Source organism: Acinetobacter sp. USHLN143 (genome assembly GCF_037145695.1).
Taxonomy (GTDB): Bacteria; Pseudomonadota; Gammaproteobacteria; order Pseudomonadales; family Moraxellaceae; genus Acinetobacter; species Acinetobacter fasciculus.
This window is the reverse complement of record NZ_JBBCWZ010000028.1, coordinates 1-18,763: the sequence shown is the minus strand read 5'-3', so window position 1 is coordinate 18,763 and position 18,763 is coordinate 1. Positions and strand designations below refer to the sequence as shown.

19 protein-coding genes and 1 rRNA gene are annotated in these 18,763 nt (G+C 44.7%); 16 read left to right on the top strand and 4 right to left on the bottom strand.

What is annotated here, in order from left to right:
- Positions 1-16: 16 nt before the first annotated feature.
- The 11 genes from WFH18_RS09180 (at position 17) to WFH18_RS09130 (ending at position 9,691) form a co-directional block, all read left to right on the top strand.
- Positions 17-436: a hypothetical protein gene (locus WFH18_RS09180; protein WP_004281232.1), complete on the top strand. Its 420-nt coding sequence runs from the start codon at positions 17-19 to the stop codon at positions 434-436.
- A gap of 184 nt (positions 437-620) precedes the next feature.
- A complete protein-coding gene (locus WFH18_RS09175; protein ID WP_004281231.1) occupies positions 621-776 on the top strand; it encodes a hypothetical protein in 156 nt (51 codons plus the stop codon).
- A gap of 315 nt (positions 777-1,091) precedes the next feature.
- On the top strand, positions 1,092-1,478 hold the full coding sequence (locus WFH18_RS09170) for an RcnB family protein (RefSeq protein ID WP_004281230.1): 387 nt from the start codon (positions 1,092-1,094) through the stop codon (positions 1,476-1,478).
- A gap of 242 nt (positions 1,479-1,720) precedes the next feature.
- On the top strand, positions 1,721-2,107 hold the full coding sequence (locus WFH18_RS09165; protein ID WP_005261495.1) for an RcnB family protein: 387 nt from the start codon (positions 1,721-1,723) through the stop codon (positions 2,105-2,107).
- A 132-nt stretch (positions 2,108-2,239) separates the two neighbouring features.
- Positions 2,240-3,583, top strand: a complete 1,344-nt coding sequence (gene argA, locus WFH18_RS09160) for an amino-acid N-acetyltransferase (RefSeq protein WP_004729045.1) — start codon at positions 2,240-2,242, stop codon at positions 3,581-3,583.
- A 333-nt stretch (positions 3,584-3,916) separates the two neighbouring features.
- Positions 3,917-4,873, top strand: coding sequence for a sulfonate ABC transporter substrate-binding protein (locus WFH18_RS09155; RefSeq protein WP_336754750.1), 957 nt, complete (start codon positions 3,917-3,919; stop codon positions 4,871-4,873).
- A 24-nt stretch (positions 4,874-4,897) separates the two neighbouring features.
- Positions 4,898-5,893, top strand: a complete 996-nt coding sequence (locus WFH18_RS09150) for an aliphatic sulfonate ABC transporter substrate-binding protein (RefSeq protein ID WP_004647162.1) — start codon at positions 4,898-4,900, stop codon at positions 5,891-5,893.
- Between the two features lie 36 nt (positions 5,894-5,929).
- Positions 5,930-7,105 carry an FMNH2-dependent alkanesulfonate monooxygenase gene (gene ssuD / locus WFH18_RS09145; protein ID WP_168730581.1) on the top strand — a complete coding sequence of 392 codons (1,176 nt, stop codon included), beginning with the start codon at positions 5,930-5,932 and terminating at the stop codon, positions 7,103-7,105.
- Positions 7,105-7,920: an aliphatic sulfonate ABC transporter permease SsuC gene (gene ssuC, locus WFH18_RS09140; RefSeq protein WP_004647159.1), complete on the top strand. Its 816-nt coding sequence runs from the start codon at positions 7,105-7,107 to the stop codon at positions 7,918-7,920. Before ssuD ends, ssuC begins: the two co-directional genes overlap by 1 nt.
- 21 nt (positions 7,921-7,941) lie before the next feature.
- Positions 7,942-8,748 carry an ABC transporter ATP-binding protein gene (locus WFH18_RS09135; RefSeq protein ID WP_253160408.1) on the top strand — a complete coding sequence of 269 codons (807 nt, stop codon included), beginning with the start codon at positions 7,942-7,944 and terminating at the stop codon, positions 8,746-8,748.
- Between the two features lie 322 nt (positions 8,749-9,070).
- Positions 9,071-9,691, top strand: coding sequence for a TetR family transcriptional regulator C-terminal domain-containing protein (locus WFH18_RS09130; protein ID WP_004281222.1), 621 nt, complete (start codon positions 9,071-9,073; stop codon positions 9,689-9,691).
- A gap of 66 nt (positions 9,692-9,757) precedes the next feature.
- On the opposite strand, the gene WFH18_RS09125 is transcribed toward WFH18_RS09130, so the two are convergent.
- Positions 9,758-10,321: a 5'-methylthioadenosine/S-adenosylhomocysteine nucleosidase family protein gene (locus WFH18_RS09125; protein WP_044108772.1), complete on the bottom strand. Its 564-nt coding sequence runs from the start codon at positions 10,319-10,321 to the stop codon at positions 9,758-9,760.
- Between the two features lie 242 nt (positions 10,322-10,563).
- On the opposite strand from WFH18_RS09125, the gene ribF reads away from it, so the two are divergent.
- From ribF to WFH18_RS09100, 5 genes are all read left to right on the top strand, one after another.
- Positions 10,564-11,565 (top strand): bifunctional riboflavin kinase/FAD synthetase, encoded by a 1,002-nt coding sequence (gene ribF, locus WFH18_RS09120; protein ID WP_071851056.1) that lies wholly within the window; start codon positions 10,564-10,566, stop codon positions 11,563-11,565.
- Positions 11,566-11,629: 64 nt separating this feature from the next.
- Entirely contained in the window at positions 11,630-14,476 is a 2,847-nt protein-coding gene (gene ileS / locus WFH18_RS09115; RefSeq protein ID WP_336754749.1) for an isoleucine--tRNA ligase, read from the top strand.
- On the top strand, positions 14,469-15,008 hold the full coding sequence (lspA, locus tag WFH18_RS09110; protein WP_004281218.1) for a signal peptidase II: 540 nt from the start codon (positions 14,469-14,471) through the stop codon (positions 15,006-15,008). The genes ileS and lspA overlap by 8 nt, the downstream gene beginning before the upstream one ends.
- Positions 15,001-15,483, top strand: coding sequence for an FKBP-type peptidyl-prolyl cis-trans isomerase (locus WFH18_RS09105; RefSeq protein ID WP_004281217.1), 483 nt, complete (start codon positions 15,001-15,003; stop codon positions 15,481-15,483). The genes lspA and WFH18_RS09105 overlap by 8 nt, the downstream gene beginning before the upstream one ends.
- Positions 15,484-15,613: 130 nt before the next feature.
- Positions 15,614-16,156, top strand: coding sequence for an NADPH-dependent FMN reductase (locus tag WFH18_RS09100; protein ID WP_004281216.1), 543 nt, complete (start codon positions 15,614-15,616; stop codon positions 16,154-16,156).
- Positions 16,157-16,424: 268 nt separating this feature from the next.
- Here WFH18_RS09100 and WFH18_RS09095 read toward each other — a convergent pair whose 3' ends face one another.
- The 3 genes from WFH18_RS09095 to rrf all read right to left on the bottom strand — a co-directional run.
- Positions 16,425-16,820, bottom strand: a complete 396-nt coding sequence (locus WFH18_RS09095) for a tautomerase family protein (RefSeq protein WP_039902475.1) — start codon at positions 16,818-16,820, stop codon at positions 16,425-16,427.
- Between the two features lie 460 nt (positions 16,821-17,280).
- On the bottom strand, positions 17,281-18,453 hold the full coding sequence (locus WFH18_RS09090; protein WP_138743280.1) for a PQQ-dependent sugar dehydrogenase: 1,173 nt from the start codon (positions 18,451-18,453) through the stop codon (positions 17,281-17,283).
- A gap of 207 nt (positions 18,454-18,660) precedes the next feature.
- Positions 18,661-18,763, bottom strand: a 5S ribosomal RNA gene (gene rrf / locus WFH18_RS09085); the annotation flags it as partial.

Sequence of the window (18,763 nt, the reverse complement as noted above, 5' to 3'; positions counted from 1 at the left end):
TTCACTCGAGTGCATCATGACTGAATTAAACAATATTACGGTGACCCATTTAGACGATGGCATGGTGTCGCTGCTGATTGATCAACAGCCTATTTCAGAGAAATACGGCACCAAGTTTGAAGCCAGTATCGTGGATGACATCAAAGCACTCGAAAATGCTCAGAAACTCAAATTGTTCGAGCAATTTGTATTTTCACATCAGGATCTGAATTTTGAACATGCCTATTATTATGTGACTGGCATTGAAAAATTAGACGACAGTTATCGTCTGGCCAAGCATTTTGTTTATCGCATTAAAATTGAAGGTCAGCCAGAAATCGAACATGTCATCAGCAATCAGGGCAAAGCCATGACGGCCGAGGATGTACGTGCCTTTATTCAGGCGCATGTGCAGAAATCACTCAACGATTATACTGACCTGAACTACGCTTATTAAAAGTCGGGTCATTGAATAATCTTGGGCACTTTTCGATAAAGTGCCCTTTTTTTCTTAAAATCCTGCAAAAAATAACAGTAAATCGGATTTACATATTAAATATATAAAATTATACGGTTTTCCAAATTAAACTGATTGGACTATGCTTTCTTGAATCACAGATAGATCAAATCAGGAGCGCAGCATGGCTGACCAAAAACGTAAAATTGAAACAATTCACCGGATTGAACAGTTGCAGTTATCTGAAGCATTGATTGTGGCACTCGATGACGCCCTACAAGCTGAATCCGTAGCTGACGCGATTCAGTCCTTACAAGGTTTGGCAGAGCAATGGAATTAATCTCAAACTAAACCGGCAAAATTCTTTGTCGTTTCATTAAATCATGAACTTTTTTCTCGCTGACTCAATGCTGTTTTTTTGAGCTAAATCATCGATTTTCGCTTGCATGTTGACCCTTGCTTTGATGAGATAAGGACATGGCTCGGTAGGCTACTTTATAGAAGTGATGCCGTCGCATATAGTCATGTAAAAACATGACATCATCATAATATCTCTGCATTTGTTATAAAAATTGTGCCTGTTCTTCACAGTTTCTCTGCAATTTTTCCGTACATTAGGTGCTGTAGAAGATGAACAATTTAATGAGGGTTCAACATGAAAAAGGTTTTGGTGGCACTGGCAATTTCTTGCAGTACATTCATGCTGAGCAATGTCGTCATCGCTGCCCCTCATTTCAATGATGAATCCCGTATGGATTCACGTCATGGTCATGACAAGAAGAAAGCCCGTGAGTTCCGAGAGGAAGATCAGCAGGATAACCGCCGTATGCGTGAAGAACGTGGGGTGAAACGCCTGCAACAGTTACGCTGGCAGCCGGGTTATGTGATGCCACAGCATTATCGTGGCAATGGCTATAAAGTTGAATACAAAGACCATCGCCTGCCTCGACCTGACCGCAAGCAGCAATGGTATAAAGTCAATAATGACTACATTCTGGTGGATTCTGAAAACAACAGCATTATCCGCATCGTGGGTGACTAGTTCATAAGCGCATTCAAATTTAATCTTCTTTAAGGCCCAACCATGTTTGGGCTTTTCTATTTTACTGGCTGAATTTTTTTATCCGCAAATCTTGCGGCTTATCCAGCTTTTAGACTGCATGACTTATCTACTAAATTTCTTCATGAATTTAACAATTTAACTAAATTGTACTCACGCTTTCTATGTACTTGTTCGCTAATTTAGTCTCATCGAAATTAGATATACATCTTAAGGTGAGAGCCATGAAAAAAGTCTTAACTACAATCGCGTTATCTCTAAGTGCTTTGTTAGCTACTTCTGCAATGGCAGCACCACAGCATGACTCGCGTTATGACCATAATCCGCATAAACCGGCGCCACACTGGAATGCCAAAGACAGCAAGAAATGGAATGACGACCGTCGCTGGAATGATGACCGCCGTCATAACAACCGTATGGTCAATCCAAGCCGTGACTGGCGCGTAGGCCAAACTCTACCACGTCAATATGACAACAACCGTTTTGAAGTCAGTGATCGCGAAGCACGCCGTTTGCCAAATACCGGTCGTTTCCAGCAATGGTACAAGGTCAACAATGACTACGTTCTGGTCAATGAGCGTACCAACAAAATTGTACGAATCATTAACTAAGCTTTCTCCATTACTGCTCGTCTTGCAGACACCTGAAGTCCCCTTCAGGTGTTTTTTTATATCTGCACTTCCACTTGCATTTTTTTTCATTAGAATCAAAGCTGGATCTTCAATCATTGAAATGGGCACAGCATGACTTCAGCAGAAACGTCACAAAGCACAACTTTGCAATATGTGCACTGGTTTCGCCATTCTGCGCCTTATATCAATGCGCACCGCAATAAAACCTTTGTAATCATGTTTGATGGCGAAGCCGTCTTAAATGATAACTTTCAGCATATTATTCACGATATTGCTTTATTACATTCTTTGGGCATTCGGCTGATTCTGGTACATGGTGCACGTCCGCAAATTAACCAGAATCTGGCTCAAAGCCAGATTACGACGCCTTTTTACCAGCAGCGTCGGGTCACCACACGTGAATCTTTAAGCTGCGTGATGAATGCCGTCGGTTCGATCCGCCTACAAATTGAAGCACTGCTGTCTATGGGACTGGCCAATTCGCCGATGTATGGCGCCCGGATTGATACCGTTTCAGGGAATTTTGTCACCGCCAAGCCGTATGGCATCCGCGATGGTATCGATTTTCAGTTGACCGGTGAAGTGCGCGCGGTTGATACCGATGCGATTCAGCGCCATCTGGACAGTCATAATATTGTGGTGCTTGGCCCGACCGGTTATTCCACTACCGGAGAAGTTTTTAATCTGCTGGCTGAAGAAGTTGCTACCAAAACTGCGATTCGCCTTAAGGCAGATAAACTGATTTTTCTCGGTAAGCAGCATGGTCTGATGGACAGTAACGGCCAACTCAAACGCGAAGTGACACCGCAACAACTGGATGATTTTATTCCGGTCGAACAAGATGCGCTTGAAAGAGGACTACAATTGAAAGCCGCACAGGAAGCCTCAATGAACGGCGTACATCGGGTGCATCTGATTTCTTATGCCTATGATGGTGCCCTGCTGGAAGAGCTGTTCACCCGGGATGGTTCCGGAACTCTGGTCACCGACGCGCATTATGAAGAAGTGCGGATGGCCGATATTCAGGATGTCGGTGGCCTGATCGGTTTGCTGCGTCCACTGGAAGAAGAAGGCATTCTGGTCTATCGTTCGCGTGAACGCCTAGAAAATGAAATCAACCAGTTTGCCGTAATCGAACGGGACGGCATGATTCTGGCCTGTGCCGCCCTCTACCCGATTCCGACGACAGGGGATGAATTGCGTTCTGCAGAAATTGCCTGTGTTGCGGTACATCCCAGTTATCGCAAGTCTAATCGGGGTAGCCAGATCCTGCATTATCTAGAAGAAAAAGCCAAAAGCATGCAGATTCAGCAACTGTTTATTTTAACTACCCGCACCGCGCACTGGTTTCTAGAACAAGGCTTTGAACCGGCTTCAGTCGATGACCTGCCGGATGCCCGTCAGGCATTTTACAATTATCAACGTAATTCAATTGTTTGCAAAAAGTCACTTTAAAGTGGCTTTTTCTTTCAGTGCTTTAGCTTAATTTTAGATAAAGATATCTGGCAATCTCGCTTTAAATTTTAAAATTCTATTACTCGTTTTTAGCTAAACATATCAACAGATTAGATTTAAAAAAATAACTATAAATTTCATAGATTTGATTAATTTAAATATTAAATCTTCATTTTTATATAAATCACTTTTCTGCATAAGTTTTGCGCTTTTTTATTTATCTTTTTTCTTCATTAGAAATTCCTGAATAGTTATTTTTTTAGAAAAACAAAAACGATTAGCGTGTGTCTAAGTTTTCATTCACTAGCTTTTCACTTTCGGGAGTTTTGATTCATGCGCCAATCTCATGTTCAGTTTTTAACAAAGACTGCGGTACTCGGTACCGCGATGGCTGGTGTCATGATGCTTTCAGGCTGCTCGAAAAAAGAAGAGACCATTACCCTGAATATCGGTTTCCAAAAATACGGCATATTACCTATTTTAAAAGAACACGGCACGCTGGAAACCAGCTTAAAACAGCAAGGGGTCAATGTGAAATGGGTAGAATTTCCGGCCGGCCCACAACTGCTTGAGGGCCTGAATGTTGGCAGCGTCTCTTTTGGTGAAGCCGGTGAAGCACCGCCAATTTTTGCCCAGGCGGCCAACTCAAATCTGGTCTATGTGGCCAATCAGCCGCAAGCGCCTAAGGCAGAAGCCTTAATTGTACCGAAAGATTCGCCGATTCAGTCTATTCAAGATCTGAAAGGCAAACGGGTAGCCCTGAACAAAGGTTCAAACGTGCATTACTTACTATTAAAAGTTCTGGAAGCCAACCAGCTTGGCCTTGATGATATCGAAGTGATCTATTTACCACCTTCCGATGCACGTGCTGCATTTGAACGTGGTGCAGTCGATGCCTGGGTGATCTGGGATCCGTTCTTTGCAGCTGCTGAACATCAAATTGGTGCGCGTGTCATTGCCAGCGGTGAAAATGTGGTGAGCAATCATCAGTTCTATCTGGCAGATCGCAAGTTCGCAGAAAGCCATCCTCAGGTGGTACAGGCGGTGGTCAACGAACTGAATCTGACCACGGACTGGGTGGCAAAAAATCAGGACGCTGCCGCTCAGCTCCTGCAAAAACCGACAGGTCTGGCCGTCGATGTCTTGAAAACCTCTATTTCACGCATGGGCTTTGGCGTTAAACCTCTCAGCACTGACGTGATTCAAAAACAGCAACAAGTCGCCGATGCATTTTATGCGCAGCAGCTGATTCCACAAAAGCTGAATATTGATGCAGCAATTATTAAATAACAGCAGAATAATTTGAGAATAAAGATGAGTCATATAAAAACAGTTTCTTATATCAGCTTAGCGCTATTGAGCTTTAGTCTGACTGGCTGCCAGAAACAGGAACCACAGCAAACGGCTGCCGCAGAAACCACGTCAGCGCAACAAGTTAAAACCATTGCGATTGGCTTTCAGAAATCAGCCTTAAATCTGCTGGTGGCACGTGATGAAAAGCTGTTAGAACAACAATTTCCCAATGCCAAAATTGAATGGAAAGAGTTTCCGGCAGGCCCACAAATGCTGGAAGCCTTAGCAGTCGGTGCAGTGGATTATGGCTATGTGGGAAATACTCCGCCTATTTTTGCACAGGCGGCAGACAAAGCCCTGAGCTACGTGGCCTTTGAAAAAGTGGCGGGAAATTCTTTGGCCGTGGTCGTGCCGAAAGACAGTGCCATTCAAAATATTCAACAATTGAAAGGAAAACGGATCGCGGTGCAGAAAGGTTCAAGTGCCCATGAACTTCTGGCCAAAACCCTGGAAAAAGCCGGATTAAGCTGGTCAGAGATTCAAGCCGTCTGGCTTCCCCCTGCGGATGCACGTGCTGCTTTTGACAAAAAAGCCATTGATGCCTGGGCAATCTGGGATCCCTTCCTGGGTGCAGCCGAGTTCGACAGCAAGGTTAAGGTGCTGATTGAATCTAGTGACTTTCCACAAACCTACTCCTTTTATATCGGCAATCCCGAATTTATTCAGAAGCATCCGGATAGCCCCGGGAAGTTTATCCAGGCTTTAAATGCATCTGACCAGTGGATTCTTAAAAACCAGGCTGTAGCTCTAGATATTTATCAGAAAAGTACCGGTCTGAAACCGGATGTAGCGAAGATTGCATTTGAGCGTCGTCTTAAACCTTCGCCGGTACAACCATTAACGACGGAAGTGATCAAAGCTCAACAGAATATTGCCGATCTCTTCCAGCAGGTTCAACTGATTCCCAAAACCATCAGCGTCCAGCAACAGATCTGGTCGCCAGCGGCCACACATTGATGAGCAAACAAGATCATTTAATTTAAGGAATATTACATGAAAATTTTCTGGTTTATCCCCACTCATGGCGACAGTCGTTACTTAGGCACCAGCAAGGGCGCACGTGTTGTAGATCATACCTACATGAAGCAGATTGCCGTTGCGGTAGATAACTTAGGTTATGAAGGTGTCCTGATTCCGACTGGCCGTTCTTGTGAAGATCCATGGTTAACTGCAGCCAGCCTGATTGATGCGACCAAAAAATTAAAATTCCTGGTGGCATTGCGTCCAGGCGTGACCACGCCGGCACTGGCTGCACGTATGGCCGCGACCTTTGACCGCTTGTCTAATGGCCGAGTACTGCTGAATCTGGTGACTGGCGGTGACGAGCAGGAGCTAAAAGGTGATGGCGTCTATGAAGATCACACAACCCGTTATAAAACGGCGACCGAATACACCACCATCTGGCGTGAAATTTTAAAACGCTCACATACCGGTGAAAGCTTTAGTTTCCATGGCGAACGCTTAAGTGTCGATGATGCAAAATTGCTGTATCCACCCATTCAGCAGCCGCATCCGCCTTTATGGTTTGGTGGCTCATCGGATGATGCCATTGAGCTGGCCACGGATCAGGTCGATACTTACTTGACCTGGGGCGAGCCACCGGCAGCAGTCAAAGAAAAAATTGCAGTGGTAAAAGCCAAGGCTGCAGCTAAAGGTCGTGAACTGAATTACGGGATCCGTTTACACGTGATCGTACGCGAAACCAATGAGCAGGCCTGGGCGGCGGCTGAAGAACTGATTCAATATGTGGATGATGCCACTATCGCTGCAGCCCAAGCCAAGTTCAAATCCATGGACTCGGTCGGTCAGCGCCGTATGGCAGAACTGCACAATGGCGATCGCAGCAAACTCGAAGTTTCTCCAAACCTCTGGGCAGGTGTGGGTCTGGTTCGTGGTGGTGCAGGTACGGCACTGGTCGGCGATCCGGAAACTGTCGCTGCACGTATCCAGGAATATGCCGATCTGGGGATCAGCACCTTTATTTTCTCAGGCTATCCACATCTGGAAGAATCCATCCGTTTTGCAGAACTGGTATTCCCTTTACTTCCACTGGAAACCCAGCAAAAACTCACTCAACCAAACTTGACCGGTCCATTTGGTGAAATCGTGGCGAACAACTACACACCGGACGAGAACAAGCAGGCTGAGAAAATTAAGGAGTCTGCTTAATGTCAAAAGTCGTTTCCGTTGAAACCCTGACCCCAAAGCAGGTTTCACGTGGAACAATTCTGGGGCAGCATCTGCTGCCCTGGCTGGTTCCAATTTTCTTGATTGCAGTTTGGCAAATTGCCTCTAGCACAGGCCTGCTGGAAAGCCGGATTCTGCCTGCACCGAGTGCCGTGGTTTTAGCCTTCTGGAATTTATTGCTCAGCGGTGAACTGTGGACGCATGTGCAAGTCAGTGCAGGACGTGCCATCAGCGGATTATTGGTAGGTGGTGGTTTGGGCCTATTGCTGGGTCTGTTAAATGGTTCATCCAAAACTGCCTCTACCCTGCTCGACACCACCTTGCAGATGATCCGCAATATTCCTGCACTGGCACTCATTCCCCTAGTCATCTTATGGTTCGGGATTGATGAATCTGCCAAATTGTTTCTGGTGGCGATTGGGGTATTTTTCCCGATTTATATCAATACCTATCATGGGATTCGTTCCGTCGATCCGCAATTGATCGAGATGGGCAAAAGCTATGGCTTAACTCGCTGGCAACTGTATAAAGAAATTATTCTGCCGGGTGCGATGCCGTCAATTCTGGTCGGACTGCGTTTTTCTCTAGGTCTGGTCTGGGTATTGTTAATCGTGGCCGAAACCATTTCCGCCCAGTCTGGTATTGGTTATATGACCATGAATGCACGTGAATTTTTGCAAACTGACGTGGTTCTGGTAGGTATTTTATTGTATGCCCTGCTCGGCAAACTGGCCGATGTTCTGGCCGTGGCCTTAGAGCGATTCCTGCTGCGCTGGCATGCCGGCTATCAAAAATAAAGAATAAATGAGGAGCATGTGATGACTGATCTCAGTTTAGGGCGTCATGCCAATGACCCGATTGTGCCACTGGACCAACCTGCGGCAGAGATCAATCCTGCTGCAGTGATCGGTGCCGAAATTATCATTGAACAGCTGCACAAGTTTTACGGTTCGGTCAAGGTTCTGGAAGATCTGGACCTGCATATCCAGCCGGGTGAATTTCTGGCAATTGTTGGTCGCAGCGGTTGTGGTAAAAGTACCTTATTGCGCCTGATTGCCGATCTGGAACAGCAAAGCTACGGCGAAATCAAGTTTAAGTCAGCCCGGCATATTCGCGAAGGCATTACTACCGATGATATCCGGGTGATGTTTCAGGACCCTCGCCTGCTGCCCTGGCGCAGCATCGAACAGAATGTTCAACTCGGTTTACCGAAGGAGCAGCATGCCAAAGCTTCGCAAATGCTGGAAAAGGTCGGACTCAAAGAAAAAGCTGGACTGTGGCCTTCACAGCTTTCTGGAGGACAACGGCAACGTACCGCCTTGGCGCGGGCATTATCGCATCAGCCGCGTATTCTACTGCTGGATGAACCGCTCGGCGCCCTGGATGCCCTGACACGTCTGGAAATGCAGAACCTGATTGAACGTCTCTGGACCGAGCAAGGCTTTACCGCCATTCTGGTCACGCATGATGTCAGTGAAGCAGTGCAATTGGCAGACCGGATTATCTTGCTGGACAAAGGCCATATTGCCAAAGAATTTAAGGTCAATTTGCCACGTCCCCGGCAAAAAAGTGTGACATTTGCAGAACTAGAACAGCAGGTCTTGCAGGCAGTTTTAGCGACCTGAATACCCAATCCAACCCAAAATCGCGCATGGTTTTGGGTCTTATTCTTATAAAAATACATTTATCTCAATAAGAGAACATTTTTATCAGATTCATTTCAGTATTATTCCTCTCTTGCATTGATGAAGAAAAAAAATGAATAAATGAAGTATTTTCAGAAACTTGAATTTTTCTCCTAGTGTAAATGCATTTAGCCTGTTTTAAATATTGATCTAGAGAATAAATCATCATTATTCAAAAAATTAGCCTGTGACTGTGTGCACAAATCTGATGATTTGCCGTACAATTGAGGATTCCCTTTTTCATTGTTTTTTATATTTGCTAATGGAACAAAAAAAGAGTACTCAAAAACGCAATCAGCTGCTAAATGCTGCACTAGACGTATTTTCCCTATATGGTTTTAATGGGGCTAGTCTAGATGAAATCGCACAAATTGCAGAAATGCATAAGTCGAATATTTTCTATTATTATGAAAATAAAGAAGCCCTGTATGTCGAGGTATTAACCACCGTTCTACAAAAATGGCTGGCGCCTTTACAAACCCTTGAAGCTGAACTTGAGCCTGAAGAAGCGATCACCAATTATTTGATGCAAAAAATTGAAGTGTCGCGTACCCAGCCTAAAGCATCCCGTTTATTTGCTTTGGAGGTGATTCAAGGTGCACCGCATATTCTGGAAATTTTAAAAGGTCCACTGAAAAAACTGGTCAAGCGTAAAGCCAAAGTAATTTCCAACTGGCAGGAGCAAGGCAAGATTTCTGCAGATATTGATCCTGAGTTACTGATTCTGAATATTTGGGCGATTACCCAGAACTATGCAGACTTTGCCACTCAAATGGAAATGGTCACGGGTAAAACCTTGCGTAACCGCAGCATGCAGCAACGCATTATCCAGCATACGGTACACATGATGTTATACGGCGTGATTCCACGCACGGATAAATAAGCAAGCGCTTCTGATTGGCACACGACCATAGCTGCTATGGTCGCCGAGCAAACTTAACTTTCCTATTTATTTTACCATTTGATATAAATCTAATAATTTTTTCGCACCCAATAACAGATTTTCTTCCCAATCCAGATGTGCAGTCTCATTGGCCCCATCACTAATGTATTTCACTGAAATAAGCCGAACGCCCAGCTTTTTACAGACTTTGGCCAAGGCATAGCCTTCCATATCCACCAGATTACACGCCACTTTTGAAATACCGGTTTCAAAGCTATCGCCTGTTCCACAAATCCCTTTCGGCAAATGGTCAAAGAAAGGCTCCAGCTCAATCGCACCCGGGAAATGCTGATCCATCGGGGTCATGCCGATCTCAAAGCCGAGGGGTGAAACATCCATATCACGCTGTACAAATTGAGTGACTTCGACCAGTTCATGCGCATTGAAATGCGAACTCCCAGCGCTTCCCAAATTCAGCACGGTACTGCAACCGGTGTTCTGAATCACCTCAAAAGCTTTAAAGGCCGCGTTGACTTTACCAATCCCGCTGTAATGCACCTGAATGCCTTCTGCTTCAAACAAGCCTTTGGATTCATTGGGTAGAGCCATGATGAGTGCCAGATCGGACATTCGAAACACCTGATATCAAGAAAAACCCTGACATTAGAAAACAAAACCGGCTGAATGAAAAGCATCTGTGCTCTGATCAGACATACTCAGATATAACTTAGTACGTAGAAAAACCAGTCGGCTCAATTCCAAGGAAGATGAATTTTCAAGAAAAATATTGCATAAAAACACAACAGCAAGACGAAAGCGCGAGATTATGGCAATATATAGCCTCTCGATATTTCTAAGCACTTGATTTGCCCATGCAGCTGCTCCGTCTAAATGCTTTAGCCTCTCATTCTGAATTACCCAAAACTGCCGTGACCATCGGTAATTTTGACGGCGTGCATTTAGGCCATCAGGCGATGATCCGTCAGCTGCAACAGGTGGCTGAAGCACAGGGTTTAAAATCTGTAGTGATGATTTTCGAGCCGCAACCGCTTGAATACTTTCAGGGTTATGATGCCCCACCGCGTATTTCATCGTTGCGTGAAAAAGTTGAATACCTGACTGAGCTGGGTGTGGACTATATCGCGGTGGCGAAATTTGACCATACTTTCCGCAGCCTGACTGCAGAAGCTTTTGCTGACATTTTAAAAGAAAAACTGAATGCTCGGCATCTGGTCTTAGGCGATGATTTTCACTTTGGTAAAAACCGTCAGGGCAATAGCGAATTCCTGCGCAATTACGGCTTTGAAGTGACCAATTTAAATACCATTGCTTTGGATGGTGAACGGGTCAGTTCCACCCGGATTCGCCAGACCTTGCAAGCCGGTGATTTAGCCTTGGCCGCACAATTGTTGGGTCGTCCCTATAGCATTACCGGGCGGGTGCAATATGGTGATCAGATTGGTCGAACCATTGATTTCCCCACTATTAATGTACGGCTCAACCGTCATAAGCCCTGCCTGAAAGGGATTTATGGGGTTGAAGTTATTTGCGAAACCTTATCCTTAAAAGACAAAGTAAAAGCCGACTCTGCAGCGCAAACAGGTATCGCGGGTTATGACCCAACTGCCCTGTTTGGGGCAGGTCATGTCGGCACACGTCCTGCCATTAAACAAGCACATCCAGAGTGGCGATTAGAAGTACATTTTCCAGATGTTTCTGCTAATCTGTATGGCCTGTTGATGCGGGTGACGTTCTTAAACTATTTACATGGCGAAAAGGACTATCCTTCGCTTGAAGCGCTAAAAGCCGGAATTGATGATGATGTCGAGAAACTGCTTGAGTTTCGTCGAAATCACCCCACATTTCCCTTTTAATATCCCATATTTTTATTGTAAAACGTGTCAGTGACATAACTGATTAGATTGGAAGACGACTTGCATGAGCGATAAGCAAACTCCTGAAAATGCAGTGGACTATAAAGCCACGCTAAACCTCCCAGGTACTGACTTTGCAATGAAAGCAAATTTGGCAGTACGTGAAGCGAAATGGTTAGAAGAGTGGTATGCCGACAACATTTATCAGCAGATTCGTGAATCGCGTATTGGCAAGAAAAAATACGTGCTTCATGACGGCCCTCCTTATGCCAATGGTCAAATCCATTTGGGTCATGCAGTCAATAAAGTACTCAAAGACATCATTATCAAAAGCCGTGTCATGGATGGTTTTGACGCGCCATACGTGCCAGGTTGGGACTGTCATGGTCTGCCAATCGAATTAAAAGTCGAAGAAAAAGTCGGCAAAGTCGGCGTAAAAGTAGATGCGTCTACGTTCCGTAAAGCGTGCCGTGAATATGCGTATACTCAAGTTGAGCTTCAAAAGAAAGACTTCGTACGTATGGGTGTGTTCGGTGATTGGGACAATCCTTACCTAACCATGAACTTCAAACAAGAAGCCGACATCGTACGTTCATTGGGTGCAATCGCGAAAGCCGGCCACATTGAGCCAGGTCTGAAACCGGTGAACTGGTGTCTGGACTGTGGTTCATCATTGGCTGAAGCTGAAGTTGAATATGAAGATAAAAAATCGGATGCAATTGACGTCGGTTTTACCGTTGTTGATTTAGCTGATTTGTCTGCTCGTTTAGGTGTAGACGTTGCCGATCGTACCGACATCGTAATCTGGACCACGACACCTTGGACCATGCCTGCTAACCAGGCGGTTGCATTGCATGCGGAGCTTGAGTATCAACTCGTTAAAGCAACAGCCGAAGATAAAGCTGCACAAAACTTCATTTTGGCGAAATCATTGGTTGAGTCTGCGACTCAGCGTTATGGCTTTACTGCATTTGAAGTGCTTGCTGAATTCACAGGTGCAAAACTTGAGAATTTAGTTCTTCAACATCCTTTAATTAGCGACCGCCAAGTGCCAGTGATCTTGGGTGAACACGTCACCGATGCGAGCGGTACAGGTGCAGTACATACCGCACCGGGCCACGGTGTAGACGACTATAAAGTTGGTTTACAGTACAACTTAAAAGTAGAAAACCCAGTCGGCGGTAATGGTGTGTATTTACCGACTTCGCCAATCTTCCCGGGCGAGCACATCTACAAAGCCAATCCAAAAATCATTGCAGCATTGACTGAAGCGACCAAGCTTTGGGCACACGTGGTGATCAAGCATAGCTACCCGCATTGCTGGCGCCATAAAACCCCGATTATCTTCCGTGCGACCCCACAATGGTTCATCAGCATGGATGCCAAAGGTCTGCGTCAAAATGCACTGAATGCGATTGAAAACGATATCAGCTTTGTACCGGACTGGGGTAAAAACCGTATCCAGGCGATGATTGAAGGTCGTCCGGACTGGTGTATTTCACGTCAACGTACTTGGGGTGTGCCAATTCCGTTCTTCGTACACAAAGACACCAATGAATTGCACCCACGTACGCCTGAACTGATTGAAGAAGTGGCTAAGCTGATCGAGCAAGAAGGCATTGATGGCTGGTATAACCGTGATGCCTCTGAGTTTATCGGTGCGGATGCTGAACAATACAACGCAGTTCGTGACACATTAGATGTCTGGTTTGACTCTGGTACAACGCACTATGCGGTACTGCGTGAACGTGAAGAACTGACTGATCCTGCTGATTTGTACCTTGAAGGTTCAGACCAGCACCGTGGCTGGTTCCAGTCGTCGTTATTGACCTCGATTGCGATTAACGAACGTGCGCCATATAAAGGTCTATTGACTCACGGTTTCGTCGTGGATGAAAAAGGCCGCAAGATGTCCAAGTCGATCGGTAACGTGATCACGCCGCAAGACATCATTAAAGATATGGGTGCGGATGGTTTACGTTTCTGGATCGCCTCTGCGGATTACCGTTATGAAATGACCGCGGGTAAAGAAATCTTTAGCCGTGCCTCTGACGGTTATCGTCGTATCCGTAACACGTTACGTTTCTTATTGGCGAACCTGAATGGCTTCAAACCATCAACGGATGCTCTTCCTGTAGATCAATTGATCGCACTTGATCAATACATCTTGCAACGTGCAGCTGAAGTTCAAGAAACCGTGAAAAAAGCATACGAAGATATGAACTTCCATATCGTAACGACTGCTCTGACTAATTTCTGTATCAATGACTTGGGTGGTTTCTACTTAGACATCATCAAAGACCGTCAATACACCACGAAAGCGGATTCGCAAGCACGTCATTCTGCACAAACTGCGTTGTATCACTTGGTACAAGCATTCGTGCGTTGGATGTCACCAATCCTGAGCTTCACTGCACAAGAAGCTTGGCCGTTAATTCCTGAGCAATCAGAGAAATACGTGTTCACGGCTGAATGGTATGATATTCCTGTGGCTTCAACTGCAAATGTAGTATCTGAAGCTGAATGGCAAACGCTCATTGCCGTGAAATCTGCAGTAAACAAATTCATTGAAACTGCACGTACCGCGAAAACTGTCGGTTCTAACTTGTCTGCCAAAGTTGAACTTTGGGCAAATGCCGAATTAAAAGCAGTGCTAGATAAGTTAAGTGATGAGCTTCGTTTCGTACTGATCACATCACAAGTGATCGTCAATGAGTTTGATGCAGCACAAGGTGAAGCGTCTGATCTTGAAGGCTTGAATGTGAAAGTTTCAGCAGCTGATGGCGAAAAATGCGTACGTTGCTGGCATGTATTACCAGATGTAAATACACATTCTGCACATCCTGGTCTATGCGGTCGTTGTATCATCAACCTTCCTACAGGCCAAGGCGAAGAGAGAAAATATGCCTAATACCCACACCAAAAAGGGCTTATTCCAGTTCTATCCACATAATTTATGGTGGGTTGGACTGGCCATTCTGGCGATCATTCTGGATCAATGGACCAAATGGATTGCAGTGACAAATCTGAACTATGCAGATCCTGTTCCTGTGCTGCCCTTTTTAAATTGGACACTGCTACATAACTATGGCGCTGCCTTTAGTTTCCTGTCCGATGCCGGTGGTTGGCAACGCTATTTCTTTACTTCACTGGCAGGTTTAGTGTCTGTAATCTTTGTGTTTTGGCTGATGCGCATGCCAAAAGACATGAAAATTTTACCATTGGCGATTGCCCTGATTCTGGGTGGTGCCATCGGTAATTTAATCGACCGGGTCAGCCTCGGCTATGTAGTCGATTTTATTCATGTGTATTACCAGAACAGCCACTTCCCTGCGTTCAATATCGCAGATAGTGCTATTACTGTAGGCACTATTCTGATGCTGATTGATACCTTTTTCTTAGAAAAACATCGAATTCAACGGGCGCAAGCACAACATGACTGATTTTATTCATCCTAACGAAGAAACCCGGGTTGCAGACGGTTCTAAAGTCGAGCTGCACTTTTCTGTCGCAATCGAAAATGGCGTGGAAATTGACAATACCCGTAGCCGTGAAGAACCGGTCAGCCTGGTGATTGGTGATGGCAATTTACTGCCTGGTTTTGAAAAAGCATTGTTTGGTTTACGTGCCGGTGACCGTCGTACGGTGAGCCTGCCGCCAGAAGATGCTTTTGGTCCATGGAATCCAGAAAACATCCAGAAATTTGATACGGTGAAGTTCGGAGAACGTCCGATCGAAGGTCACATGATCGAGTTTGAAGACAAAGCCAAAGCCACCCTGTATGGCGTGGTGAGATCGGTGAATGATGACATCACTGAAGTGGACTTTAACCATCCATTGGCAGGCAAAAACATCACCTTTGAAGTGGAAATCTTTAAAGTGACACCTGCGGGTCAGCAAGGCATTAAACTGATGTAAAACCTCAGCTAATTAACTGATTTTAAAAAAGCTCCTTCGGGAGCTTTTTATTTTCCGGATACAAATCATCTCTAGTCACCTTCCTGAAATCTGATTAATTTGATGATCAGACCCGAAGAAAGGATAAAACATGAAAATTTATATTGTGGTTGGGAGTGTTCGTGAGGGACGTACTGCGATTAAAGTGGCGCACTGGGTACTGCAGGAAATTAAAAGTTATGCCTTTAGCACTTTGGAAACTGAAATTGTCGATCTAAAAGAATGGGATCTTCCGCTGTTTTCTGGTGCTCATCCCCCATTGACCGGGATTTATGATCAGCCCAAACAGCAAGACTGGGCCGACAAGATTGCGCTTGGCGATGCCTTTATTTTTGTCACGCCTGAATACAATCATGGCTATAGCCCTGCCCTGAAAAATGCCCTGGATTATCTCGGCAAGGAATGGCAAGGCAAACCGGCAGCTTATATTGGTTATGGTGCGACCAACGGATCACGTTCGATTGACCAGATTCGTCAAGTCGGCACTCAACTTGGACTGGTAGATACCAATGCCGTGATCGAAATCCGTGACATCTTTGCACGCAACAAAGATTATTCCTTCCAAGGCAATGAATTTGATAATAAAAACTTAAAAGCTGTAGTGGATAGACTGATTCAATATGTCAGTGCTTAATGACTGGACGACAGCCCTGTACGTTTTAGCCTACATGCAGCGCAGAGTTTAGCCGCTATGCAGTCATTTTATGCGAGGCTATAGTGAGTACATAGACAGACAGGAAGTCTGCAAAGCGATACGACAACAATAAAAAGCGCCAATCAACAGGACGTTGACAGATTAGACAGGAGTCAGATCTGAGAAGCAAATCCAGAAAAGCCTCGACAGGATGTTGAGGCTTTTCTGTTTAAACTTTAGGTTTAACTAGAGTAGTGATCGGAATGCATCAAACATCAACTTTAAAGCCGAGATCAACATCACAGGCGGCCTGCCCTCCCCGGATCTCCCAATTTTCTAGTGCACTTTCTCTCAGATGAATCAGAATATGATCTGCAGGAATGCCGATTTCTCCGAGACTTTTGACCATCTGCTGATACAAATTGCGCTTGGTCTCCAGACTGCGGCCAGCAAAACAGTCAATACTGATCAAGGTAAAATATTCAGGCTGAGCTAAATGGCTCATATAATGAAAACGATGCGCTTCATGCACGACCAGACGAATATTACGATCATATTCAGGCAGCTGAAAGGCAGTTTTCACACAATGAAATACGCTGTTAAGCAATTGTTCCTCAACTGCTTGAGGATATTGTTGCCGAACTTCAATTTGAATCGTAGGCATAGGAGTTTCCTTTTTATTATTTTATGGACGTTTTTATTTATATCAGTTGATGCATATCAAAAGAGTTTTCTCTCGCTAACATACAGCAAAATCATCACCGCAGTTTATGATTTGGTCAGATGATCATTTTGAAACAGTATTTTTAAAATTATCTTTTAAAATTCGGCTGTCGGCTTTGACCTACAATCCATGCAGTTAAACTGCCCTATTGCGTTGTATCGCTTCAGGCTATATTCAGATCATACCAAGACAGGAAGTCTTGTAAGAAAAATAAAAAAATTCACGTAGCAGGATGCTGATCGGCATAACAGACATTATACCTTTAACAGAATATGAAAAGGCCTTCACAGGATGTAGAGGCCTTTTTCTTTCATGCCAGCATCAGCTTAAAAAGATTTTTATTCAGATGGTCAGCTTATTCAATATTTCATATTTAGATAAGCATCCTAAAAGCAGAGGATTAAGGTGCTGTCATTTTTAACAAACCGGCTTGCGGACCATCTTGAATCACCCACAGTGAACCATCCTGTGCCTGAGCAACCCCACGAATCCGCTCTTTCATATCCAGACGCTGAACTTCTTTCACTGGGGTCTGGTTCGTATCCACAATCACAATCGCCTTGGAAGACAGACCGGTCGCAATCGCCTTATTTTTCCATTGCGGGAAGACATTAGCCGTATAAAATATTAAATCTGAAGGAGAAATTACCGGAGTCCAATCCAGTGCCGGGGCTTCAAATTCAGGTCGGGTACTGTGATCAGGAATGGACTTGCCATCATAATGATTGCCATTAGACACTAACGGATAACCATAATTTTTAGCTTTGACAATCTTGTTCAGTTCATCGCCGCCTTTCGGTCCCATTTCGATCACCCAAAGCTGCCCTTTCGGATCAAAAGCCATGCCTAGAGGATTACGATGTCCGAGACTCCAGACCTGCTGGGCAATTTTACCCTGAGTCATAAACGGATTATCGGCAGGGATTGAGCCATCATCATTCAGGCGAATAATTTTACCGGCATTAGATTGCATGTCCTGTGCAGGATCAAATTGCTGACGCTCTCCTGAACTGATCCATAACTTACCATCCGACCCGAATATAATCCGATGGGCATAATGTCCCTGGCCTGAAAATTTCGGAACTTGCGTCCAGATCCGTTCAATTTGTGTGAGTTGAGGAGTGGCTTGATTTAGGTCCAGTTTGCCACGAATCACCACTGCACCATATCCGCCTTGGCCTTGTTCGGCATAGCTCAGATATACCCACCGATTCTTTGCAAAATCTGGATGCAAGGCTACTTCACCTAAGCCACCCTGGCCTCCATATGCGACTTGAGGTATACCTTTAACTTCAATTTTTTTCTTGGTTTTTGGATCAAAGAGCTGCAATTTTCCTTTGCGCTCAGTAATCAATAGTCGGCCATCATTTAAAGTAGTAATCGCCCACGGCTCATTAAATTGAGCAACCTGTTCAGTCTTATATTTTTGCAAACTTGAAGAGACTGCATTCGATTTGGCAGCTGATGTAGATGCGTCTTGAGTACTTCTAGAAGATGGATTCTCTGCATGACAGGCAGTAAATGCTAAAGCACAACAACTGAGTAGAATTTTTATTTTAAATTGCGACAACATTATCTTCTCCATACTGATTTATTGTCCAAATTAACATCAAGATACAGAGTTTCTGGTCTAAATTCAGCATAGAAAAGTAAATAGATATATTTTAAAAATTATAAATAGAATTTCTCTTAATAAAGAATTAGTGTCTAAGCTTTCGACTAAATCCCGCGCATAAAAAAACACCCCCAACCGTTTGGTTGGGGGTGTTTTGGAATAATGAGCTGGCGATGACTTACTCTCACATGGGTAACCCCACACTACCATCAGCGCTAAGAGGTTTCACTTCTGAGTTCGGGAAGGGATCAGGTGGTTCACTCTTGCT